Genomic DNA, 24,741 nt, shown 5'->3' on the forward strand with positions numbered 1-24,741 from the left:
ACTCTTGAGTGTCGATTGATGCAGCACGTAATTAACTTTAAAAGGTATCCTGGTAATGTTTCAATTGCTAGATTTGATAAGTGTAACGGTTCTGATTGTTATTTATAAAAACGTCGTCTTAACGAAAAAAGGGATTAGAAGTTAAACTTTTAATCCCTTTTCTCGACTTTAAAACTTACTAGAACACATCCCACAATCTTTATAAAGAAGCAGGATAATCAAAAAACAAATAACTGCCAGAACGATTAATATGATTTCCAGCATCACTTAAAATTTATTGGCATCGCAAGATATTGGAATATCCTCAGGCTCATTTATGGAACAAATCTGTTAAACTTAAGCTTGCCTATTGTTATTCTTATTGCTGAAGTTGCGCCACAACTTCTTGCCATTCCTTAATTTCGGGAATCCCCGGTTTTCTTTTTCCGAAGAACTGAACGATTAATTCCTCATTCTCATCAAAACATTCTATAGAAGTAACGATGCCATCATCGGTAGGTTTTCTTACTACCCAGCAATTTTTAATTTGCTCCATATTTAGGTGAAGATTAAAATCTGGATCCATAATATTAAACCATTGTTGGTGCCACAGTGTTTTTTTGATCTCACCAGTATGGATCTGTATATTCCCGCGATTTCCAACAAAAACCATAATGGGTACTTCTTGTTTCGCGACATTTTCTAACATACTCACAATTTTTTCCTTATCGATGGTGTCTGCGTAATAGGCGCTAGGTGCTAATCGTAAGGCTTGGTTACGGCTAATGTTGTGCTTTTTAAGCAACCCGAAAAAGTGATGCGTATCGTTTAGTGTTTCCCAGGATCTCTGAAAATCGGCAAGAGCTACTTCATCATCGCTTTTATAATTTTTTTCTTCTGAAAAAACCTTCGTTTTTAATTCTGCCGATTGTACTTCAGCTTTATATTTTTCAACCAAAGCATAGTATGCAGCGACATCACTTTTTGGTGTTAGGTAGATTTTATGGATAGCCATACCATCTTCAGCAAAAAACTGAAGGCTAAGACGTTCTTTTCCGCGAGCCATCTCAGTAACAGCAAAAGCAAAAGCCCAGTGCATAAAGAAAATTCTTAGGTCGATATCTTCCCCCACAAATAGACCAACTGGAGATTTGCTTATCGATGGGTTTAAATAAGTTCCTTTTCTTTCGTGCACACAACTTTCGTTGCGGGTTAGCGCCATTACTTTTCCTAAAGATTCGATTTCCTGTAATATTTCTTTAGGTTTATTGGCTAACCGAGTAACACCATTATCGATTTTTGTGGCAAGCAATTCGGCTTCACTTACATTGAGTGCCTGCGCAGCATTTCGTATTCTTAGTTGAGGTTGCTCTTCTTTAAGAGTTTCCCATTGTTGTTTTAAGCTTGTTGTACTCATGGGTTAATATTTTGAATTATTGAGGTTGATTTTTCTTCACCAAACACGATCATAGGTGTTTGTGCAAGAGGATGAGACATTACTTTGCAGGGGAAATCGTAAACATTACAAATGGTTTGGGAGGTAAGCACTTGGTGGGGGGTACCATATTTTACCGTTTTCCCGTCTTTAAGCAAGAGAATGCGATCTGCAAATTGCGCTGCCAAATTAAGGTCGTGCATTACGATCGCAGCCATATTTCCTTTTTTTACAAAACCTCGTACTGCTTCTAAAACTTTATGCTGGTAATAAATATCAAGGTTGTTAAGTGGTTCGTCCAGTAGTAATAATTTTTCCTGAAATTCGTTGTTTAGCTGTGCAAATACACGAGAGAGGTGCACCCTTTGTTTTTCCCCGCCTGAAAGCTGGTTATACAAACGATTCTTAAAATGACTCATCTCGGTAAGTTCTAAACTTTCTGAAACTACTTTAAGATCGTAAATTCCCGGCCTGCTGGTAAAATAAGGATAGCGTCCCATCATTACGACCTCGCTTACCGGTAGCGGAATATCCTGTTGATGATGTTGGCTAAATTTAGCTCTTGTTTTTGCAAGATTGCCTGTGGCCCAATTTTTAATAGATTTTTGCTGAAAATGGATTTCTCCCGAATAGTTGATTTCTTCGGTTAAGGCCTTAAGCAATGTGCTTTTTCCGGCACCATTAGGACCAATAATCACAAAAAGTTCGCCTGCTTTTATGCTGAAGTTTATATCCTGAAGTAGCTTCCTATTCTTGATACTGATGTTTAGTTGGTGTACTTCTAGCATTACAGGGCTTTTTTAAATTGAAGTAGAATTAAAATAAAGACCGGAGCGCCCATAAAAGCTGTGATAATTCCTATCGGAATTTCGATGGGAGCTAATGTGGTTCTGCTAATAATATCTGCAGTGAGCAACAATAAACTACCAAAAAGGGCAGAGAGTGGTAAAACGATCCGGTAATCAGAGCCTAAAAGTAACCTTAAAATGTATGGGACAATAAGCCCTACAAAAGCAATGGTTCCTGCAAAAGCCACTGAGGCGCCAATCACCAATGATGATAACCAGATAATTTTAGCATGGTATTTTTTTACATTAATACCTAAATGTCTGGCATTTTCTTCACCAAGCATCATGGCATTTAAAGCCTTTCCATTTCCTAACAAGAAACTAATGCAAATAAGGTTGATCATAAAGAGAATAATCACTTTTGGCCAGTTGGCAGCACCAAGACTTCCTAAGCGCCAAAAGGTAAGATCTCGTAATTCATCATCTTTAGAAATAAAAGTTAGGAAGCCCGTAGTTGCCTCAGCGAGGGCAGCAATAGCAACACCGGCTAATAACATAATTACCACATGCGTTTTACCGTTTTTAAAAGATATGCTGTACACTAGCATCATCACTAAGAGTGCACCTAGAAAAGCGGCAATAGAAATTAAGGAATAGTGTAAGATTTCAGGAAGGAATTCTTTTATAGCACCACCCAAAACAATAGCCACGGCGGCAAAAAGCGCCGATCCCGAAGTTATCCCAATAATTCCTGGTGTGGCCAATGGATTTTTAAACATACCCTGTAATGATGTTCCTGTAACAGCAAGTCCTGCTCCCATAATTATTGCTAAGATGCTTCGTGGCATACGTACATCAAAAAATATATAGGCATCGGTAGGATTTACTGCAACAGTATCATCAAATATGCTTTTAAATAAAAGCATAAAATCATTCCAGTTTAACTGGTATACGCCCAAAAGGCTAGAAGCTATAAAAGCGACAATCAATAGAATAAGGCCTAAAGACATATACCATTTAAACCTATTTTGCATACTGGCTAAGCTTTGTATTAAGTTCTGCTGCGGCTTCTCCTGTTCGTGGACCAAACCCCGTTAATAATAAGCCATCCATGCTAATTACCTGTCCTTTCTGGGCGGCGGTAGAGTTTACCAGGCCGGGAATATCTTTTAAACCTTCTACACCATTTACACTTTGTAAGCCTGTGTTAAAAAATAATAGGACATCAGGATTGGCCTGTGCCACAGCTTCGGTCGTAAGCGGGCGATAATCATCGTAAGAATTCATTGCGTTTTCGCCACCGGCAAGTTCGATCATTTTTGCTACCGGTGTTTCTTTTCCGGCCACCAGTAAAGTGCCGGCACCACGAGCGTAAATAAACATTACTTTAGGCGTGTCGCTAAATGCTGTTAGGCTGTTGAGATTACTTTCGATGTTTTTGGTCAGCTTTTTAGGGGCTTCGGTATCAAGATCTTTGGCAACAGCCTTGATGAGTTGTTCAGCGCCTTCTACAGAATATTCAGGTTCGTAATAATGAACAGGAATTTCTACATCATTAAGCTGGGAAATAATATCTTCTGAAAGTTCTTTCTTTACCGCGAAGATTTGTGTGGGTTTTTGTTGCAGCAGGGCTTCAACATTTAAATTCATCACATGGCCAAGGTCGGTAGCCTTTTCTTTTAAGTTTTCTGGATACATGCTGGTAACATCTACTGCTACAATTTGATCCTGATGGCCTAAGTCGCTAATAATTTCGCTTAGCGTTCCATTAAGGCTAATAAGTCGTTCCTCTGATTTTTCTGATTGGAATTTTTGTGATGATGTCGTATCGGATTCACTGTTTTTACAACCAATAATGGTTATAAAACATAGAAGACTAAATAGTTTAAATACCTTCATTTTTAATTTTTATTAAATCTAAATAAGACAAATGTAAAATTCATTTTAAAAAAAGCCCGTTTTCAAATGTTAAAATTATTTTTATTTAGATTGTTTAAAAATAAAATAGATTTTTGTTTGGAGAATTCAAGTTCAGCTAATATGTTTGTGATTAAATTTATTTAAACTAAATCTAAATAATGAGAATTGCAAGTTTTATTTGTTTTGGCGTGATCGTTGGAAACCTTTATGCACAAAGGGATTCGGTTAGTGTAAACAAGTTGGACGAAGTTCTTTTATTTGGAAACGAGCAAAGCATAAATAGTATAAATAAGGAATTATTTTCTGTCAAGACGATAAGTGCCCAACAGATCAATCAGGTTGGGGCTAACAATCTAGCCGATATTTTAAATCAGCAGTTAAATATTAACATTACGCCCAATGCTGCAGATGGTCGCTCTACCATAAGTATGTTTGGATTGTCTGGCGATTATGTAAAGATATTAATCGATAATGTACCGTTGGTTAGTGATAACGGTTATGGCAATAATATTGACCTTACCCAGATTAATCTTGAAGATATTGCCAGAATAGAAATTGTCGAAGGTGCTATGGGCGTCCTTTACGGTGATAATGCTGTAGCTGGAGTGATTAATATTATTACCAAAAAATCGAGTCCTTCTAAATGGAATATCAGGGCAAGTGTGCAGGAAGAAACGGTTGGTGAAGAATATAATTTTGATGATGAAGGCCGCCATATCCAAAATCTGAATATATCGCATAATATTTCAGATCACTGGTATACTTCAGCTAATTTTTCGAGGAACGATTTTAAAGGTTTTAAGAATAATTACTTCGGAAAAGATTATTTCGGCTTATCGGGAAACGGTGTGAATAATGATGGTCGCCGTGGTTACGAATGGAATCCAAAACTACAGCATACCTTAAATACAATGCTGAAATATGGTAAAAACGACTTTAATTTTTTCTACAAATTCAATTATTATAATGAAACGTTAGATATCTATAACCACGCAATCAATTCAAGACTACAGAATGGGGAATATGATATCACAGCTAACGACGAGCAGTTTATAAGTAACCGCTTTCGGCACGAAGCACAGGTATTCGGAAAATTAAATCAGGTAGATTATAATCTTTCGCTTTCGTATCAAACTCAAACGCGTGATCGGGAAAAATATACTTATGATCTTAGACGACAACAAACCAGAAGGATAGATGTAAGTATGACTAATCAGGAAAGTGATCTTTGGTTTTCTAAAGGGACTTTCGAAAATTTATTGTCTAGATCGCCCAATTTCAACCTTACGGCCGGTTACGAAATTACCTATCAGCAAGGGTACGATGCGGTGGCCAGCGGTGCATATTCAGATAATATTGCTGAAAAGGATTTAGGGAATTACGATGTGTTTTCTCAGCTTTCTTTTGCTAAAAATAACTGGTCTTTTTATCCAGGTGTTCGATTAAACAATAATTCTAATTACGGTAGTAAACTTATCTGGTCTAACAGCGCTAATTACAAGCCAGCGAAAGATATAAAACTTCAGGCGGTGGTAGGATCGGCTTATAAAACTCCAACGTATACAAATTTATACTACGAATTAATAGATGCCAATCATGATGTTCAGGGTAATCCAGATTTAAATCCAGAAGATGGAATCTCTTACTTATTTTCTGCGGAAAAAAAATCGCTATTAAATAAAGATTCCCACATTCAGAATAATTTGAAAATTTTTCATTTTGATATAGATGATAAAATAGATCGGGTGAATATTGGAGATAATAAATTTACATATTTGAATATTGCTGAATATAAAGTTTTGGGATTTTCTACTGAAAATAACTTCAGCTATAAAAACTTTCAAACTAATATTGGTCTTAGTTACACCGGGATTTCACAAAGCCTGGAAACCGAAACATCTAACCCAGATGATTATTTATTCAGCTTAAATGCCACTGCAGCTTTGCGTTATTATTGGCCAAAAGCTGAAACACGTTTTTCACTGCTGTTAAAATACAATGGCGAGTTGCAGCAATATTTTAGAGATAACGAAACCAACGAGTTTGTAAAAGGAACGCAGGAAGATTACTCGTTAATGGATGCCAGTATCAATAAATATTTCTTTGAGAAACGTTTTGAAGTTACGCTGGGTGCCAGAAACATTTTTAATGTAGTTCGGGTAAACAATTCGGCAATTACCGCTACGCCTGGCCACGAGGCACCAGAGACTTCGTTACTGTTTGGGTATGGCCGCTCGTATTTTCTAAAACTTTTATATAACCTTAATATTTAATTCTAATCAATAAATCAATGAAAAGAAACATTTTACTACCATTATTTTGTCTAAGTTTTGTACTGTTTAGTTGTAGCAGCGATGACGATAACGGAGGAGGAATTATCGAAATACCCGCGGTAGAAAGCGCGGTTTTAGATATAGAATCTGGCGGATCTAACGAACCCAACCAGGTATATATCGATTTAAGCACCGAAGAAACCAACGTAGTTCGTCGCGATAGCTGGGAACTTGGTTTTGTAAGTACTGAAAACCGGGTGATCCTAAACGCCTCGATTTTAGTTTCAGCCGCAAAACTAGAAGGCATTTATGATATCGATGCAGTTAATGACGATACCGAATTATCCGCGCCTATGACTTTAAAATTTCTAAATCAAGGATTCCAACCAACAGAAGTTACAGTAAGTACGTTAAGCGAATTAAAAGAAGGAATTCCTGTAGGATATCATATGTATGGCAATCTAGAAAATAACATTACGTTTACTGATGATAGCACCGGAGATCTAGATAAAACTGCCATAGGAGATATAGCTAATACTGAAGCAGAAGCTGAGGTAATCATTGTTTCCCTTGGAAAAGAAATTCCACCAGCCTCTGAAGATGGCTCTTTAAATCATACCGGTGAAGATCGTGGTTTTTATAAAATCAAGGTTTTCATGAATAACAACGATTATGTATTGCAATATGCTCCCCTAAGTTCAGATACACACAAAGAAGTGGTAATTACTAAAGACGAAGCTTATAATTTTAGTGCTTTTAGCTTGGAAAACGACACTGAAGTTGAGGTTGAGCCTGGAGTAGGTAATTGGGATCTTAATTATACCAGTGTATATTCTTACTACGGAAGTTCAAGAGGATTGGTAGCTGGTGTCACATATTCAGATTATGTGGTACATAATACGTTGAATGGCGTAGGGGTTTATATGGTGCTTACAGAAGGGCCTGCTGAAGAAGAAGGTGGCGCTCCTGTTCCAACAGATGAACCATCTTACGATGAGTTTACTTTAGACGATGTACAGGAAAATGAGTTTGTTTACGACGATCGTGCATTAATCGCAAGTGAATGGCGTTCTAATAGTGAAGGAGCGCTTTCAGATAGGTATTATATTGTAAAAGATGCAGATGGTAATTTCTATAAATTGCAATTTACCGCGTTATTTAATACTGATGGAGAACGTGGTTATCCACAGATTAGGTACGATCTTCTTTAAGGAGTGTTATTTTAGTTTGATTTTAATCCCTGTTCTTTTAAAAGGCAGGGATTTTTAACCGATAATCGGGATTAAATAAGGCTGGCACTGCGATAAATGATTATCTTAAGATTCAAATTTTTAGTGTGAAAAGAATTTTTACAACCTTATTCGTTTTAGCCGCGACTTTTGCGGTAAATGCACAACAATTAAAAGCGTATGCGATTTATGATACTGAAGGAAATTCGGTTTCGTTTCAAAAAATGAGCGATAGTTTATCCAATTACGATGTGGTACTTTTTGGAGAATTCCATGATCATCCTGTAGTGCATTGGCTTCAGAAAAAACTGACTGAAAAATTATATGCTAAAAACTCGAATCTGGTCTTGGGAGCTGAGATGTTTGAAGCCGATAATCAATTAATTCTGGATGAATACCTTCAGGATAAAATTCCGCAGAACCGTTTTGAAGAAGAAATGCGTTTATGGAATAATTATAAAACAGATTATAAACCTTTAATTGAATTTGCCAAAACCAATAATCTGCAATTTGTGGCTACAAATGTGCCAAGACGTTATGCATCGGTAGTTTCAAAATATGGAATGGATACCTTAAAAACCTATGCTAAAGAAGCACAATCTTACTTTGCAAAGCTTCCTATAAAAGTGGATACCATCACACCGGGTTATGCTGAAATGCTAAAAATGATGAATGGTCACGGTATGCAGGGCGATGCCATGAAATTTGTAGAAGCCCAGGCGATTAAAGATGCAACTATGGCAGAAAAGATCCTGAACAATCTTCCTAAAGACGGGCTTTTTATTCATTATAATGGCGATTATCACAGCAAGAGTTATGGCGGAATTTACTGGTATTTAAAAGAAATGAAACCCGATTTAAAGATCGCAGTAATTAGTGCAGAACAAAGTGACGATGAAGCTTTAGAATTTGTACCAGAAAAAGTGAGTACCGGTAATTTTATACTTTTTATTCCTGAGGATTTTACAAGAACTTACTAAAGGAGGAAATTCCCTTTTTGCAAAAAATATGATCGATTTTTAGGCTTTGGAGTTGTTCTTGCTTTAAAAAGCTTCAAAAGTTATTCTTATGAAATTTTTCAAACTACTTTCGTTTTTAGCTGTTTTTGGGTGTTCTTTAATTGCCAGTGCCCAGGAAAAAGATTCGCTGGCAATTTCATCTGAAGCTTCTAATCATAAAGCTATTCAAAACGATTATCTTACCATCGTTTATGGTCCGTACAGCTTGAAGTATTATATGGCCTATGTTTCTTTAAACGGAGAAGATTATCAGAAAATTAAACAAAAACGATCTAAACTTTTTAATCATTATGATTTTAATGGATTAATAAAACTTATAAAAAAATATAATGCTGAAGGTTGGGAGCTTATTGGAGAAGAATTCAATTTTAAAGAAGAAGGTGGGGATTACCTATTTTTGATGATGATGAGGGATGGTAAAGAGCAAAATATTGAAGAAAATTGAAGTAGCTCTTAAAGATTAAAATAAAGTGAAATAACAAGCTATTAACAATTTAAAATTTAAGCAATCAATACTTTTGTATCAGCTGTTTGTCTTAAAGCTAACAAGAAAAGAAATTAAAATGTATTTCTGGGCAATCATTCCCAATTCTGATTGCCCAGAAACAAATTCTGAAGAACTCAGATATTTGTAATTGATTTTAAGTGAGAGAGAGTGAGAAAAGGGCTGATCAACGCTTGTTGGCAGCCTTTTCTTTTTACAAAGTTTGGACTCATTTTAAAGTTCCGTGAAATAACGGCCTATTAACATCATGTCTCTCAATGGCTTTCTAACTTCGCGTCAGACTAAAAATAATAAAAGGTCGATAATGCTGGTTATCGACTTTTTCTATATCATTACAGTTATGAAATTAAAAGCGATAATCTTTGATGTAAATGAGACATTATTGAATATGCAGAAACTTAGGGAGGAGATAAATCGTGTGTTGGATAATTCTCTCGGCTTTCAGGTTTGGTTTGATAAACTTTTGCATTATTCCCTTGTAGGAAACGAAACCGATACTCACAATGATTTTTCTGAAATTGCAAAAGCTGTTTTTAAAATGACGGCAGATTTCTTCGGAAAAAATTGTACTGAATATCAAATAAATTCAACATTAAGTTTGGTGAGTAAATTACCTGCTTATAAAGATGTTTCAATTGGACTTCAGAAATTGAAGGATCAGAATCTAAAATTAATTGCGCTTACCAATGGTAACAGAGAAACTCTGGAGGCACAATTAAGTTTCGCTGAAATTGATAACTATTTTGATGCAGTTTATTCGGTAGATGTTGTAGGAAAGTTTAAACCCCATACGATTACTTATCAAAAAGTACTGAATGATCATCATCTTTTACCACAAGAGACTTTGATGGTCACAGCACATGGATGGGATATTGCAGGAGCTGCAAAAGCAGGTTTAAAAACGGCTTTTATTGAAAGAGATGGTAAGAACGAATATCCCTTGGCAAAGCCTGCTGATTTAAGCTTTAAGAATATAGATGAGCTTGCAGAGGTGATAAAAAACAACGCCTGAAATTGAATAATTTCAGGCGTTGTTTTTTAATATTTTAGAGAACTCAGTATCTCCAAGAATTCGTTTTGTAGTGTATGTGTTTTATCTTTTGCATACCAGGTATGAAGCTCTCTTTCGAAGTCTTCAAAATCTCTTCCATTAGGATTTTCTTTCCAATCCAGTACTAATTGCTGGGCGGGTTCAGGTCTTGGTCCCCAAGTAAACAATTCTACACCCTCTTCAGAAAAAGCAACAAGCTTAGGAATAGACTTACTTCCATTAGTAAGATATTTATCCATAAACTCTGGGTTCTTATCCCTAAGAATTACTCTAAGATCTATTTTATTTCCTGCGGAAGCTATTTCGCCAATTATCGGTAAATTTTGCGCGCTATCGCCACACCAGGCTTCAGTAATAACATACCAAACTTGCTTTTTCTTAAGCCCGGTAACGACATTCTCTAATTCAGGAATTAATTTCGTTTTATTAAGCCGTTTCATTCGGCTTGCATTAAGCTCGGTAAATTTCACCAAGTTTTCGGTTTGCTTTTCACCTGAAGTTTGCTTGTTATTTACCAGTTGAACGGTCCATTCGTAAAATTCGATATAACTAAATACCGGTTTATTTACATTCATTTATTTGGTAATTTTAGAAATTGAATCCTAGTGTAAACATCACTCTATTTCCATCTTCACTGTGATAAAGTCCTAAATTACCAGATAAAGCATTAAATCCATTAATAAATATAGAACCTCCAAAATCGTTATGCCATTTTTCAGAATTATCGTCATCTTCCCAAACGCGACCATAATCAAAGCCTAGAGTGAATCCCATTCTTATCGGAACAAAATTAGTTCTAAATTTAGTTATTCCCACTCTTAAATCGGTGCTTTGATATAAAGAAGTTTTTCCGTTAAATCTTTCGTTTCTAAAACCTCTTAAGCTATGATTACCTCCTAAAGTTGCAGCGTGATAAAATTCGTAATTGTCACCAAAAATCATATTACTTCCAATTTTGGTAGCTAGTACAGCCAATCCACTAGAATGTAAAGGATAATCTATAGATAAAGATGGCTTTAAGTAAATAAATTCATTATTGAACTCGTCGATATTTGTTTTGTAACCGGTGGCAACGTCAAACTGAAGACCTCTTCTTATAAAAGAAAGCTCGTTTCCTTTATTTTTATATTGAAAAGAAACTTCTCCACCAGCATAAATCTGGTTTTCAAAAACATCATCATCAACATCGAAAAATTCACCGGTTGCCTCGTTTTCTTTGTAATCTACTTCATGAGACTCTATCAATGGCTTGATCTTAAAGTTAAGCCCAGATCCATTTCTATAAATTAAAGACGGGGCGAAATTCCATTGTGCGATTCCTATTCGGTTATAATCTCTGTCAACAGCATCGTCGTCATAACTTGTTTCATTGCCAGTTCCAAAATAGTTTATCGCGTAATTTGGACTGGTAATTCCGGCTTCGATACCAAAATTCCAGTTATGGAAGATATGCGCAAACTCCCCCGTGTAATTAAATTCGAATCCAGAAGTTGCAGCATAAAAAGCCCCTTCAAACTGATGTTGAGATTCGAATGGATTATTGGCAAGGCCATAAGTGGTGTAGGTGTCTCTAACTCCAACTTTAAAACCTGCATCTGGATCCCATCCTACGCTTGGTAATATAACATTTGTGCTGTATTTTCTCTTTTCAGGACTGTAATTATTGATATCATAATCGTCTACCAACCATTTATTGCTGTTGCCTTTTACGGTATTCTTTTTATTCTTGTAATCGTAAAGCTTAGCATTACGGGTATTTTCAAAATTGTAAGTGTCATTATTTTCACCACCTATAATTTTTAATTTGATATAATGGTCTCCATCACCTACGATCTTAAAATCATCTTTGCTATCTAAACCATACAACCAAATCTCTTTTGTGATTTTTTTATCGTAAGTATGCTCAAAAACAACTTCATCTTCACTTTCAATAGAAATTGTTGTTTTACCATCTGGTTTTCTTGTAATTAGAAAGTTGTCTTTCTCCTCGGTTCCTGTAACTACCTGGAAGCGATTAAGAAATTCAAAATATCGTCTAGCCGGACTCATAAGATTGTCTCTTCGCTCTTTTGTAGCCGCGATGATCTTGTCTATAGATTCATCTTGTACTTCTTTAGGAAGGATTTTAAAAGAATCTTCGATTACCTGGTCGGTAAGTTGATTTTGTATATATCTAACCTGTTTTTCCCAATCTTCCCAGCTAAGTGTTTTTATAAATGCCTGGTCTAAAGGATAACCATCAAAATTAAGCCATTTTACATTTTTCACCCCTTTTTCGTAATCCTGCATTTTTCTGAAATCTACAATAGCCAAACTGAATAATTTAATTAGAGGGCCATCGTAGCGTGGAAATGCCTGGTCGCGATCACGGCGAATAGGCTCATAAAGTTTAGTACCATCTTCCTGCTCGAATTCTGAAAAACGCCATTGATCAAAATGACGATCCCAGTCACCAATTAGCATATCTACTAAACGTGCTTTTAGGAATTGATCTTGGTCGATTTGGTATTCTTTAGAATCTTTCATGTCGAGTAACAAATCTGTAGTAGACACAATATCATCTGGGCTTCCAAATTTTTTGTTGTCCTTGTTTTCATCACCCGCATGAACTTCTAGCATGTAAAGCTTATCACCATATTCTTTATTAAAAATATTTAGGTTCTTTTGTTTGGGCAGATAATAAATTTCTGGTTCAGCATTATAAATGTTTAACGTATCAAACATCGAGTTTAATGCGAATGGTGCGTAAGGATGTGCGGTAGTATAAAAATCCTGTACCAAATCTTCGGCCACAGTATTTTGCATATAATCCTCTACGTAATGATTTTTAATCGCAGATTGGATAAATCTTACAGCGCTTTTACGTAGTTCTCTTAACGTAAATTCGTGATCGTTATCATCTTTAATTCTAATGGATCTAGATTGGTGGCCACCACCTTCAGAAATCGCTACAGGATTACCGGGCAATGTATCTAATCTTAAAACTTTAGCATTAATATCTTTGCTATATACATCACGGTAGTGTTCTCCCCAAAAGAATTTATAAAAACCACTTTTTTTAGTTTCATCCTCGGTGTAAATAGAAGACTCTATGGTAGAAGGGTAGTCGCTTAAATCATGATAAGATACCTCGTCTAAAGTAGTTTGTTGGCGCTTAATGACTTTGCTGAATAATTTTTTAGTAGCTCCACCTTCAACTGAATAAAATTCAACTTCAGAACTTCTATCGTCATAAACGGTAAGTCTGGCAAAACCATGATCACTAGATGCAAATTGCCCGTCATCCTCATCGGCTTTAGCCTTTTTTGTTTTCTGTCCTCCGGTTCCGCTTATGATTTGTGGGATGCCATCATCAGATAAAAATTGAAGGTTTTGATCACTCCCTGAAACAAAAATCACATCTGGGAACATACTTGCCAGTGTTTCTATCGTGCCTCTTAATTGTTTGCGCTGTTGGCTGTAATAATCTTCTTTTTTAAAACCTCCAGTTTTTTCAAAAAAGCTGAGTCTTGTATTACTTAAAATAGGATGGTGAATAGCAACAATTACAGTTTTGTTCTGTTCGTCTTTAAGATCGTCTTTAAACTTGGTAAAGAATTCGTCTCGAGTTTTTAACTCACATTTATTGTTAATGTACAGGTGTTCATCCCAATCTTCTAAGAACCATTGAGAATCTACCATTAAAAGTTCAATATTCTCGGTGTCCAGATCTTCAATTTCGCGAACACAACCGTCATTTGGCCAAAATTCAGCTTTACTGTTATCCTGTAAAAACGACTCCATGTCGTCAATATTTTCATGACCATTTTTATTCCATTCATTTTTACCGGGGGTATAAATTATTCGCCCGTTAAAATTTTCCATTGGTTCCATCAGGTTTTTCCGTAAAAGCTCTTTTACTTTAGCTCTGTCTTTTTTATTAGGTGGAAAACCGGTTTTAGGAGTAATATTTCCTAAAGCGACAAAAGTTGCTTTTTCATCTTGTTGAGACATTTTATTAATTGCTGAAAGTACCTGTGCGGTGTAGTCGCTTTCGTCGACACCTGTATTTCCTGTTAAATAAAATGTTTGGGAAACTTTTCTTTCTGAATTTTGAGCATAAGAATGATTAATTCCCGTGCCAAGTATTAGTAGAAAAAGAAGTGAAAATTTGTTCAAATTGAAATAGGAATGCTGTAGTATATATTTTTTTACCATATATAAATCTGTAGTTTTTGAAGACGTGATTGCGCTCTAATTAGCACGTGAAATTTCAAAAAAAATCGCAGACGACACTAATTTTTAACTATCTATAACATTTTAAGTTCTGTAAGCTAAAAAGTTTTCTTAAAAAATACGCTATGTAAGGTAGAGCCTAGTTAAGATTGCGTTTTTCAACAAAGAATTTTTTCAATAATTGTCCGCATTCTTCTTCCATTATTCCCTGTATAACCTTAGTTTTTGGGTGTAATTGAACTCCGTATTTTTGATAACCCCGATGGGTGTCTTTTGCGCCAAAAACCAGTTTAGAAAGCTGGCTCCAATATAAAGCACCTGCGCACATTTGGCAGGGTTCTAGAGTAACATACATGGTGCAATTTCTTAGATATTTACCACCTAAAAAGCTAGCGGCTGCTGTAATAGATTGCATTTCGGCATGGGCGGTAACATCATTTAAAGTTTCAGTAAGATTATGGCCTCTGGCTATTATCTTATTTTTAATAACGACAACAACCCCTACAGGAATTTCACCTTTTTCAAAAGCAATTTCAGCCTCTTCAAAGGCTTTTTTCATAAAATAATTATCATCGTATGGTGTGAGCACGGCAGTATTTTTCAGCAAGATAAAAAACGAAGTTGTAATTATTCAATTTAGTTTCAGGATAAAGCTAAATTTGTGACGATTATGGCGTATACAATTTTAAATACAATACAAGATCCATCAGATCTTAGGCATTTATCTAAAGAGGAATTAAAACTGCTTGCAAACGAGTTGCGGCAGTTTATAATAGAAATTGTGGCCGCTAAAGAGGGACATCTTGGTGCCAGTCTTGGTGTGGTAGAGTTAACCATCGCGTTGCATTTTGTTTTTGATACGCCTAATGATATGTTGGTTTGGGATGTTGGGCATCAGGCTTATGGGCATAAAATTTTAACAGGAAGACGAGATAATTTTCACACCAATCGTCAATTAAATGGTCTTAGTGGTTTTCCTAAAAGAGAAGAAAGTGTTTATGATACTTTTGGTGTTGGGCATTCTTCTACATCCATTTCTGCAGCTTTGGGAATGGCATTGGCTTCAAAATTAAATGGAAATTTAGAAAAGCATCATATAGCAGTAATTGGTGATGCGTCGATCGCTAGCGGAATGTCTTTTGAAGGTTTAAATCATGCCGGGGTAACCGATGCTAATTTGCTGGTAATTTTAAACGATAATGCCATAGGAATCGATCCTAGCGTTGGAGCTTTAAAAGAATATCTATCCAAAGCCAAAGTTGGATATAAGCCCAAAAAAGGGAATATGATAGAAGCGCTTAATTTCAATTATTTTGGACCGGTTGATGGGCACGATATTACAGCTTTAGTGGCTATTCTTGAAGAACTTAAAAATACGGCGGGTCCCAAATTTCTTCATGTTATCACTAAGAAGGGTAAAGGCTTAAAAAAAGCAGAAGAAGACCAGGTAAAATATCACGCACCGGGAAAATTTAAGCCAGATACAGGAGAATTACTCTCTTCTAATGTAGAAGGATTGCCATTAAAATATCAGGATGTTTTTGGGTTAACTCTGGTAGAGTTGGCCAAACAAAATCGAAAAATTATAGGAATTACTCCGGCTATGCCAACTGGCAGCTCTTTAAAATATATGATGGATGCATTTCCTGAAAGAGCTTTCGATGTTGGTATTGCCGAGCAACATGCCGTGACGCTCGCAGCAGGAATGGCAACACAAGGCGCTATCGTTTTTTGTAATATCTATTCAACTTTTTTACAAAGAGCTTACGATCAATTAATTCACGATGTTGCGTTACAAAAGTTACCGGTTATATTTTGTTTGGATCGTGCCGGCTTGGTAGGCGAAGATGGGGCTACACATCACGGTTTGTTTGATGTTTCATTTTTAAGGGCTATCCCGAATATGATTGTAGCAGCACCGGCAAACGAGATCGAGCTAAGGCAATTATTGTATACCGCTCAACTAGGATTATCGAATCCAATCGCCATACGTTACCCCAGAGGTAGAGGCGTGATGAAAAACTGGCAGGTGCCATTTCAAACTTTGGAAATAGGAAAGGGAGTTTGTGAAAACGAAGGTGAAGACATTGCCATCCTTTGTATAGGAGCAATTATCAAAAACGCAAAAGCTGCTTTAAAGGAAACAGAAAAGCCAATAGGATTATATAATATGAGGTTTATAAAACCTTTAGATGAAGAATTGCTTCATCATATTTTCAGCAAGTATACAACTATAATTACGGTTGAAGACGGAGTGGTGAAAGGCGGTTTTGGAAGTAGTGTTTTAGAATTTGCAGCAACGAATAACTATTCCCGAAAAATAAAATGTTTAGGAGTTCCCGATACTTTTATTGAGCATGGAAAAATTGATGAATTACAAGAAATCTCTGGAATAGACGTTAAAACTATAGTACAAGTGATAAAATCTTTGTTTTAATTTTTAATTTAGCGAATCCGAATAATCTAAAACACTTAATGAAAGCCCGATTAATCCTTAGTTTAATTAGTATTTCATTCTTTCTTGGCGTATTTTCTCTACCAGCATATGCACAAAATCAAACGGCGCAAGACACCACAAAAACGCCGCAAGATTCTGCAGATGTGGAGAAGGTTGTGATTTACTGGTCTGAGAAGAATGCTGTTGGAGTGAATTTAAATGAAGTTGCTTTTGTGAACTGGAACGCAGGTGGAAATAATTCTATATCAGCCTTGTTTCATGGTGAATTTGAACGCAATTTTAAAAGGAAACTCACCAGCTGGAAGAATTATCTCTATTTACGATATGGTCTTAACTCGCAACAAGGGCAGGAACTAAGAAAGACCGATGATCAAATTCACTTTAAAACCACTTTTGGATATCGCGCAGATTCTGTTTCTAATTGGTATTATTCTGGCAATATAGATTTTAGGACACAGTTTGCAAATGGATATAAATATCCTAATAAAGATGCAGCAATATCCAAATTCATGGCGCCTGGTTATCTTTTAATTGGTGTGGGTACTCAGTTTTCTCATCCCGATGAAAATTTTAATGCCTATATCTCGCCGGTAACCGAAAAATCTACATTTGTTTTAGATCAAAGATTGGCTAATGAAGGGGCTTATGGTGTAGAAGGAGCAGAATATGATGAGGACGATAATCTTATTAAAGAAGGCAAAAAAGTGCGATCTGAATTTGGGTTTTTGATAACCAGTGATTACAAAACACAGGTTTTTCCTAATGTGAATATGAATACTCAAATAAGTTTTTATTCAGATTATTTAAATAACTTCGGGAATATAGATGTCGATTGGCAATTAAATTTTGATATGAAAGTAAACGATTTTATTAAAGCCAATATAGGGTCTCATATCCTTTATGATGACGATGTAAAATATAAAGAAGACACCAATGGTGATGGTGAGTTAGAAACTTTAGGGCCAAGAGTGCAGTGGAAACAGCTTTTGGGAATTGGGTTTACCTATGTTTTTTAATGTGTGATTTTAATTTGAAATTAAAAACCAGAACCTTGGTATCTTTTAAAAGAAGAAACCGTAAATCCATCGGTTAAAGATGCGGTGTACGAGCAAATCTGAATTAACTTTTCAAATACCGAAGTCTCAGACTGTAAATGCTTTAGCTTTGGTAAAGATCGTAACACCAAATCATTAAAATTAGAATCTGGATCTTCTGTTTCTGGCAAAAAAGCTTTAGTATAGGTATCCAATAAGGTTTCTAGCATTTTATAGCCTGCGATTTCTTTGTTGATTACTTCTTCGCTTTGGTATATCTTTTCGACGCTTATTTTAATGATATCTTTAATCTGTGCTTCGTACTTGCTTCTATCGAATAATGACTGATGAAATTCACCCGCAAGAATTTGATCTTCATTTTCCAGGAATATTTCTGCAGCTTCTCTTATCAAAGTATTTATAGCCAAAGATCTTAAATAGCTAAGGCGATCTGCCGTATTCTGTAAAGAATTATACTTTGGTGTCGAGATTGTGTCTTTAACTAATTTAATAAGATACTCCAACGCATAATCTTCGTCGATAAGACCAAGGTTTATGCCGTCTTCAAAATCTATGATAGTATAACAAATATCGTCTGCTGCTTCTACCAAAAACGCTAATGGATGGCGTGAAAAACTGATATTACCTTCATTGCCGGTTTTGGTTAAGCCAAGTTCTTCTGCCACATCTAGCATTGTTTCTTTTTCACTCTGGAAGAAACCAAACTTTTTATCTGCAATGTTAGCGGTTGGTTTGTGTGGTAGTGATTCTTTTGGATACTTGATAAAAGCCCCAAGCGTCGCATAGCTAATTCTTAATCCGCCGGGAGTGCCGGGTCGATCCTGAGTTAGAATTTTAAATCCGTTTGCATTTCCTTCAAACTTAATAAGATCTTGATATTCTTTCTCGCTAAGTTGTGATTTAAATCTTTTTCCGTTTCCGTTTAAAAAATATTCTCCTATTGCTTTTTCTCCGGAATGTCCAAAAGGCGGATTCCCGATATCGTGGGCTAAAGCCGCCGCAGCTACGATGGCACCAAAATCATTCATCTGGTAACCATGAATATTGCTTAAATGCGGATGCTTTTCTAAGATTTTCTTGCCGGTAAGGCGTCCTAGAGAGCGGCCAACTACAGAAACCTCTAAACTATGTGTTAAGCGCGTATGTACAAAATCTGTTTTGGAAAGTGGGATTACCTGTGTTTTATCCTGCAAACTTCTAAAAGCTGAAGAGAAAATGATACGGTCGTAATCTACTTCGAATCCTAAGCGGGTTTCGTCCTGCTCTTTACGTAAGCGTTTGTTGGTATCTCCAGATCGTTTTAGTGATAATAGTTGTTCCCAGTTCATGATTTTGGTTTTGCGTTAGGGATAGAGCGGTTTGTTTGAGCTCTTGCAAGATTGGTAAATCTTGAAAAGCGAGTAGCGAAAGCCCGGCCGAAGGCAACGCCCAGATTATAGGTTTTCGGCTACTTTTTCTAATTCCATATACCAGTCTTCGCCAAATTTTCTAATAAGCGCTTCTTTGGTAAATTTATAGATGGGCACACCAAGTTCTTCTCCTAAGCTACAGGCATCATCGCAAATATGCCATTGGTGATAATTTACCGCAGCAAATTCTGAATATTGTTGAACTCTAACTGGGTAAAGATGGCAGGAAACTGGTTTTTTCCAATCGATTTCTCCTTGATTGTATGCCTGTTCTATGCCGCATAAAGCTGTTCCTTTATCATCAAAAGTTACATAGGCGCAGTCTGCACCATCGATAAGCGGAGTTTCTATCTCATCAAAATCTGTAGTGATGTAAGTGCCTTGTTCTTCGATGGCATCTATACCTTTTTGTCTAAGAAAGGGTTTTACTTTTGGATAAATTCTATCCAATATTTCTTTCTCATACTCTTCTACGGGAGCTCCTGCGTCTCCGTCTACACAACAAGCGCCTTTACATGCACTTATATTACAAACAAATTCTTTTTTAAGAATTTCTTCTGATACTATGGTTTTACCTAACTGAAACATACGGCAAAGATAATTTTATGATTGATTTTATAAAGAAAAGCGCCTCATTATTTAGCAAATATTTCCATTTCAAAATGGCTCAATTTGTTATGAAAAATTACTTTTGCAAAAAATTTAGAATTATGTTTAAATTGTTCGATCTCAGACAAGTGTTTACGGCGGGTATGGTTTTATTCGCTGTTATCGATATTATTGGTAGTATCCCAATAGTTTTGGATTTGCGTAAAAAGGTAGGGCATATACAAAGCGAGAAAGCTTCTATAGTCGCAGGATTGCTAATGATTGCTTTTTTGTTTTTAGGGAAAGAGATTCTTAATCTTATTGGGATCGATGTAAACTCTTTTGCGGTGGCAGGTGCTTTTATCCTGTTTTTCCTTGCTTTAGAAATGATTTTGGGGATTAGTCTTTATAAAGATGATTCTATAGAATCTGCATCAATCGTGCCTTTAGCCTTTCCTTTAGTGGCGGGAGCAGGGACAATGACGTCACTTTTATCTTTAAGGGCCGAATATGAAACAATAAATATTATTGTCGCTATCATAATCAATATTATCTTTGTATATATAGTTTTAAAATCCTCCGGAAAAATTGAAAGGGTTTTAGGATCCCAGGGTATAAGTGTTATCCGTAAAATATTTGGCGTTATTTTATTGGCAATCGCCGTTAAACTTTTTGCCGCAAACATTCAGAGTTTATTTAAATGACAAAGTATTTAATTTACACGATCATCTTTTTAGGAGTTGTTGTAATTGGTTTTAATATTACCATTTTAGATTTTAGTAGCCATATCATGGAAGATGAGAGTGGTGGGGCTTTAATCGCAATTATTGCAAGCCTTTGTGTGATTGTTTTAATGGGAATTTTATTGGTCTCTAGAGCTATTGCTAAAAAACACAACAGTTAATTATGGAATATGATCTTTTAATTGTTGGTGGTGGTGCTGCAGCAATGTCTTGTGCCTTAGTGATTGGTTCGGCTTTGGAGAAAGAATATGCAAAAGATAAAAAAATTGGTATTGTTCTTCATCAAAAATCTTCAGATCTTCAGAACGCATTATTCAATAATGTGTTAGGATTAAAACCGGGTACTGAGGGTAGAGCTTTATTAGAGGAAGGACCACGGCAGTTAGAGGAGTTATATCCAAAAGTAGATCAATTAAAGAAAGAGAAGCTTCAGCATATTAGTAAAAATGAAGATGGGATTTACGAGCTTAAAACTAATAAAGAAACATATCTGGCTAAAAAAGTTGTTATTGCTATAGGATACTCTGATAATTTTAGAATAGGCGGTTTGGATAAATATGTAATGCCCCACAAAAAAGCGAAAGCTTCTAAAAATCGAATTCAGTTAATGAATGAAGATCATCTTGTGATCCCAGATCTTTATGTAGCGGGATCTTTAGCTGGATGGCGAAGCCAATATTCGATAGCCTGCGGAAGTGGAGCTGCTGTAGCCACCGATATCCTTACCGATTGGAATGATGGGGAACACACTAAAGTGCACGATAAATTATTCTAAAAATAATGCTGCAATAGTAACTACTAAGGAGGTTGCCATAAGTATTAAAAAAACTTTATGTAAGCAACGGTAAAATAAAGCTCTTTTTAGTTTACCGGTAAAGACCTTATCTTCAGGATGCGATACAATATGTCTTTTAATGCTATGATTTGATACGTAAGAAGAATCTACAAAAATTTCTTTTTTCAGCATAAGGAACGCGCTATTATCCAGCAATCGAAAACTTACTGCGATTACAAAAAAGAATAGCGAGGTGCTTAAGCTGTATATTAATAAAACTTCTGGTTCTTCCATTTAATCTTTAAAATTGTTTTTTTCTTCAGATAATTCCAAAACTTTATCAATTACTGGATCGCCTTCGTTTTTTAGTTGCTGAAAGTAATTAGAACCAAATAGCTGCTGTGCCATTACCGCTTTTAAATACTGCATCATTAATGGCTTGTATTTGGTAAGTCGAATACTTAAACCTTCGTTCTTTCCGTAGGCGATTAAACGATCGATAGTCTCGTCGTTAATCTCTACATTTTCATCAAATTCTTTTTTAGGCAGTGAATTGTAGTAGGATCTATTTCGTTCTAATTCCTGAAAAATAAACCGACTTAAAAATCCACGATTTAATAAAATACTTATATGTTCTCGTTCAATTTCGATGTCTTTTGGGATAAAGACATCTGGAATTATACCGCCACCGCCATAAACCACTTTACCGCCCGGGGTTACATATTTTAAAGAGTCATCTACTTTTATGCTGTCGACACTTTTTAATTCGCCATTTTCATAACGGCGTTCGTAGTCTCTAAAGTAGTTGGCATTTCCGTTTTCGTAAGGTTTTTGGATGGAGCGTCCTGTTGGCGTGTAGTATCTAGCAATAGTTAATCTTACGGCGCTACCGTCGCCAAGATCCATTTCACGTTGTACCAATCCTTTCCCGTAAGAACGTCGCCCTATTATGGTGCCTACATCGTTATCCTGTAAAGCACCAGCAACTACCTCGCTGGCTGAGGCAGAATTTTCGTTGATAAGAACATAAACGTGACCATTTTCAAAATCGCCTTCACGTTGTGCAAAAGTTTTTTCTATAGATCCGCTTTTGTTTTTGGTGAATAATATAAGTTTATCTTCTTTTAAAAACTCGTCTATAATATTTATCGCTTCGGCCAGATAACCCCCGGGATTGTCCCGAAGATCTAGTGCTATTTCTTTTGCACCGGCAATTTCTAAGGCTTTGATTGCGGCCCTAAACTCTTCGTAAGTAGATTCAGCAAATCGATTTATTTTTATATAGCCTACAGTTTTGTTCAGCATATAAACAGCTTCTACACTTTTAATAGGTACTTTATCGCGTTCTACATTAAAAGTAAGAAGTTTATCGTGTCCCGGCCGTTTTATCTTTAATTCGACCTTGCTGCCTCGCTTTCCTTTTAAGAATGTGGTTAACGAATCACTGCTAACACTAAGATCAAAAAGTGGTTTGTCGTTGGCATATAAAATACGGTCGCCACCACGAATTCCTATTTTTTCACTTGGCCCTCCTTCTAATGGTTGGATTACCATTATGGTGTCGTTTATAGCATAGAAACTTACCCCAATCCCTACAAAATCGCCTTTCATATTTTGGGAAACATTATCGTATTCTCTCTCTGGAATATAAACTGAATGTGGGTCTAAACCTTTCAGGATATTGTTTACCGTAATATCAACTATGCTATCGGTATTTACATCGTCTACATATTCGTAATCGATATAGTCGATTAGACGATTTAATTTTTCTTTTTTAGGATTGGAGGAAAAAAGCTGATCTGATGACGAATAGTTTATTTTACCACCCATGTAAACGCCAATAGCGCAGGCAATTCCTAATAAGAGCGGAGTATATATTTTTCTATTCGTTTTCAATCGTCCAGTTGGATTATTTGCATTATCTCGATCCCGGCTTTTTTTAGAAAATCAAGACCGCTATTGTCTTTGTAATCTACACAATATACCAGGCGTTTGATCCCCGCCTGATGGATTAATTTACTACATTCTTTACAAGGTGACAGGGTGATGTATAAGGTAGCTCCCTGGCAAGATTGGGTAGAAGCAGCAACTTTTAAAATAGCATTAGCTTCAGCATGTAATACATACCATTTAGTATATCCAGCTTCATCTTCGCAAAAATTTTCGAAACCACTAGGCGTCCCATTGTAACCATCAGAAATTATCATTCGATCTTTTACAATTACAGCACCAACCTGCTTTCTTTTACAATGTGAGAGTTTGCTCCACTCTCTTGCTATTCTTAAATAAGCTTTGTCGTATTTAAGTTGTTTGTCTTTTTGCATGCGCTGTAATGGGAGATCGTTTATCTTATTTTAGGTAAAGGAACGCTAAAATATTGTATGCTACAGGTTAAACCAATTTTAACGCGTTAAAATTAATTAAATCGCATTGAAATTTTCTCTTAGAATAGGAAGTACAATACCTACAACGATAGCTGAAACGATAAGCACCCAGTCTCTTTTGGATACTCGGAAGAAATTTTGTGTTATAAAAGCTAATATTAAAACGCATAAAACCACTATTGCCTGTGCGCACTCTATACCTAAGGCAAATTCTAAGAGAGGAAATATTTTTGAAGAAAACCCGCTACTAAGCATTTTAAAGTAGGTAGAAAATCCTAAGCCGTGTATTATTCCAAAAAAAGCGGTGGTAAAATAAAGTAAGGTAGGATTATTAGATTTTTCTTTATTACTAGCAGTTAGAATGTTGTATATCGCGGTGATCATAATCGATACTGGTATTAGAAATTCTACCCAGGCGGTATCTACCATTACTATTTCGTAGGTGGAAAGGAACAATGCCAAGGTGTGACCTAAGGTAAAGATGGTGACCAGCCACAACATCTTTTTCCATGAAGTAAATGTATAAGAAGCTACCAGAGCAATGAAAAACAGGATATGATCGTAAGCATTCCAATCTAAAACATGCTTTAGGCCTAAATTAAGATATAACCAAAATTGTGACATAGGGAAAAGGGCTAATGCTGCCGAAAGTACAACTTCTTAAGAAAATCACAAAGTTAAGAGTTACTAAAGTGGAACATTGAAAGATTTTCATCTTATTTATTTAAAATTAATCTAAATAAATATTGTGAATTATAGTAATGTTTTTTAGATTTGAATATCAAGGCAGTTTTAATCGATAAATGATATTGCAATTGTCTATTGTAAAAGTTTGTTCTAAAGTCTGAAAATGGCGTAGTTGTGAGACTACGTCATTTTTATTTTTATAGTTTCCCTACTTCGATTGACTGTGAT

At 35.9% G+C, this 24,741-nt stretch carries 23 protein-coding genes; 10 read left to right on the plus strand and 13 right to left on the minus strand.

The window, feature by feature from the left end:
- Positions 1–358: 358 nt before the first annotated feature.
- The 4 genes from PBT91_RS01020 to PBT91_RS01035 are packed head-to-tail and all read right to left on the minus strand — an operon-like array spanning position 359 to position 4,101.
- Entirely contained in the window at positions 359–1,396 is a 1,038-nt protein-coding gene (locus PBT91_RS01020; protein WP_270059956.1) for a hemin-degrading factor, read from the minus strand.
- Positions 1,393–2,202, minus strand: a complete 810-nt coding sequence (locus PBT91_RS01025) for a heme ABC transporter ATP-binding protein (RefSeq protein ID WP_270059957.1) — start codon at positions 2,200–2,202, stop codon at positions 1,393–1,395. The genes PBT91_RS01020 and PBT91_RS01025 overlap by 4 nt, the downstream gene beginning before the upstream one ends.
- Positions 2,202–3,236: a FecCD family ABC transporter permease gene (locus tag PBT91_RS01030; protein WP_270059958.1), complete on the minus strand. Its 1,035-nt coding sequence runs from the start codon at positions 3,234–3,236 to the stop codon at positions 2,202–2,204. Before PBT91_RS01030 ends, PBT91_RS01025 begins: the two co-directional genes overlap by 1 nt.
- Positions 3,226–4,101: a heme/hemin ABC transporter substrate-binding protein gene (locus PBT91_RS01035; protein ID WP_270059959.1), complete on the minus strand. Its 876-nt coding sequence runs from the start codon at positions 4,099–4,101 to the stop codon at positions 3,226–3,228. Before PBT91_RS01035 ends, PBT91_RS01030 begins: the two co-directional genes overlap by 11 nt.
- A gap of 179 nt (positions 4,102–4,280) precedes the next feature.
- Between PBT91_RS01035 and PBT91_RS01040 the strand changes: the two genes are divergently transcribed.
- The 5 genes from PBT91_RS01040 (at position 4,281) to PBT91_RS01060 (ending at position 10,160) form a co-directional block, all read left to right on the plus strand.
- Positions 4,281–6,395, plus strand: coding sequence for a TonB-dependent receptor plug domain-containing protein (locus PBT91_RS01040; protein WP_270059960.1), 2,115 nt, complete (start codon positions 4,281–4,283; stop codon positions 6,393–6,395).
- A 17-nt stretch (positions 6,396–6,412) separates the two neighbouring features.
- A complete protein-coding gene (locus PBT91_RS01045) occupies positions 6,413–7,606 on the plus strand; it encodes an HmuY family protein (protein ID WP_270059961.1) in 1,194 nt (397 codons plus the stop codon).
- 125 nt (positions 7,607–7,731) lie between these two features.
- The gene (locus PBT91_RS01050; protein WP_270059962.1) at positions 7,732–8,604 is read left to right on the plus strand and encodes a ChaN family lipoprotein; all 873 of its coding nucleotides are present in this window, start codon (positions 7,732–7,734) and stop codon (positions 8,602–8,604) included.
- 88 nt (positions 8,605–8,692) lie between these two features.
- Positions 8,693–9,088, plus strand: coding sequence for a hypothetical protein (locus PBT91_RS01055; RefSeq protein WP_270059963.1), 396 nt, complete (start codon positions 8,693–8,695; stop codon positions 9,086–9,088).
- 364 nt (positions 9,089–9,452) lie between these two features.
- Entirely contained in the window at positions 9,453–10,160 is a 708-nt protein-coding gene (locus PBT91_RS01060; protein WP_270059964.1) for a haloacid dehalogenase type II, read from the plus strand.
- A 26-nt stretch (positions 10,161–10,186) separates the two neighbouring features.
- On the opposite strand, the gene PBT91_RS01065 is transcribed toward PBT91_RS01060, so the two are convergent.
- From PBT91_RS01065 to PBT91_RS01075, 3 genes are all read right to left on the minus strand, one after another.
- Positions 10,187–10,774 carry a thioredoxin family protein gene (locus PBT91_RS01065; protein WP_270059965.1) on the minus strand — a complete coding sequence of 196 codons (588 nt, stop codon included), beginning with the start codon at positions 10,772–10,774 and terminating at the stop codon, positions 10,187–10,189.
- A 13-nt stretch (positions 10,775–10,787) separates the two neighbouring features.
- Positions 10,788–14,396, minus strand: a complete 3,609-nt coding sequence (locus tag PBT91_RS01070) for a metallophosphatase (protein ID WP_270059966.1) — start codon at positions 14,394–14,396, stop codon at positions 10,788–10,790.
- A gap of 157 nt (positions 14,397–14,553) precedes the next feature.
- Positions 14,554–15,003 (minus strand): nucleoside deaminase, encoded by a 450-nt coding sequence (locus PBT91_RS01075; protein WP_270059967.1) that lies wholly within the window; start codon positions 15,001–15,003, stop codon positions 14,554–14,556.
- An 81-nt stretch (positions 15,004–15,084) separates the two neighbouring features.
- On the opposite strand from PBT91_RS01075, the gene dxs reads away from it, so the two are divergent.
- Complete coding sequence (gene dxs, locus PBT91_RS01080; RefSeq protein ID WP_270059968.1) at positions 15,085–16,851, plus strand: 1-deoxy-D-xylulose-5-phosphate synthase; 1,767 nt, start codon at positions 15,085–15,087, stop codon at positions 16,849–16,851.
- Positions 16,852–16,889: 38 nt separating this feature from the next.
- Positions 16,890–17,888 (plus strand): DUF3078 domain-containing protein, encoded by a 999-nt coding sequence (locus PBT91_RS01085; RefSeq protein WP_270059969.1) that lies wholly within the window; start codon positions 16,890–16,892, stop codon positions 17,886–17,888.
- A gap of 20 nt (positions 17,889–17,908) precedes the next feature.
- Here the strand turns inward: PBT91_RS01085 and dgt are convergent, their stop codons facing one another.
- Positions 17,909–19,255: a dGTP triphosphohydrolase gene (dgt, locus tag PBT91_RS01090; RefSeq protein ID WP_270059970.1), complete on the minus strand. Its 1,347-nt coding sequence runs from the start codon at positions 19,253–19,255 to the stop codon at positions 17,909–17,911.
- A 105-nt stretch (positions 19,256–19,360) separates the two neighbouring features.
- Complete coding sequence (locus PBT91_RS01095) at positions 19,361–19,924, minus strand: DUF3109 family protein (RefSeq protein ID WP_270059971.1); 564 nt, start codon at positions 19,922–19,924, stop codon at positions 19,361–19,363.
- Positions 19,925–20,046: 122 nt separating this feature from the next.
- On the opposite strand from PBT91_RS01095, the gene PBT91_RS01100 reads away from it, so the two are divergent.
- Genes PBT91_RS01100 through PBT91_RS01110 form a run of 3 tightly spaced genes read left to right on the plus strand, consistent with a single transcriptional unit; the run spans position 20,047 to position 21,442 of the window.
- Positions 20,047–20,628 (plus strand): MarC family protein, encoded by a 582-nt coding sequence (locus PBT91_RS01100; protein WP_270061405.1) that lies wholly within the window; start codon positions 20,047–20,049, stop codon positions 20,626–20,628.
- Entirely contained in the window at positions 20,625–20,828 is a 204-nt protein-coding gene (locus tag PBT91_RS01105) for a hypothetical protein (RefSeq protein ID WP_270059972.1), read from the plus strand. Before PBT91_RS01100 ends, PBT91_RS01105 begins: the two co-directional genes overlap by 4 nt.
- A gap of 2 nt (positions 20,829–20,830) precedes the next feature.
- Complete coding sequence (locus tag PBT91_RS01110) at positions 20,831–21,442, plus strand: FAD-dependent oxidoreductase (protein ID WP_270059973.1); 612 nt, start codon at positions 20,831–20,833, stop codon at positions 21,440–21,442.
- On the opposite strand, the gene PBT91_RS01115 is transcribed toward PBT91_RS01110, so the two are convergent.
- From PBT91_RS01115 to PBT91_RS01130, 4 genes are all read right to left on the minus strand, one after another.
- A complete protein-coding gene (locus PBT91_RS01115) occupies positions 21,434–21,736 on the minus strand; it encodes a hypothetical protein (RefSeq protein WP_270059974.1) in 303 nt (100 codons plus the stop codon). The genes PBT91_RS01110 and PBT91_RS01115 overlap by 9 nt on opposite strands.
- Positions 21,737–23,338, minus strand: coding sequence for a S41 family peptidase (locus PBT91_RS01120; RefSeq protein ID WP_270059975.1), 1,602 nt, complete (start codon positions 23,336–23,338; stop codon positions 21,737–21,739).
- Entirely contained in the window at positions 23,335–23,766 is a 432-nt protein-coding gene (locus PBT91_RS01125; protein ID WP_270059976.1) for a deoxycytidylate deaminase, read from the minus strand. Before PBT91_RS01125 ends, PBT91_RS01120 begins: the two co-directional genes overlap by 4 nt.
- A 96-nt stretch (positions 23,767–23,862) precedes the next feature.
- Positions 23,863–24,450 (minus strand): HupE/UreJ family protein, encoded by a 588-nt coding sequence (locus PBT91_RS01130; RefSeq protein WP_270059977.1) that lies wholly within the window; start codon positions 24,448–24,450, stop codon positions 23,863–23,865.
- Positions 24,451–24,741 lie beyond the last annotated feature (291 nt).

It is taken from the genome of Zunongwangia sp. HGR-M22, from assembly GCF_027594425.1.
Lineage (GTDB): Bacteria > Bacteroidota > Bacteroidia > Flavobacteriales > Flavobacteriaceae > Zunongwangia.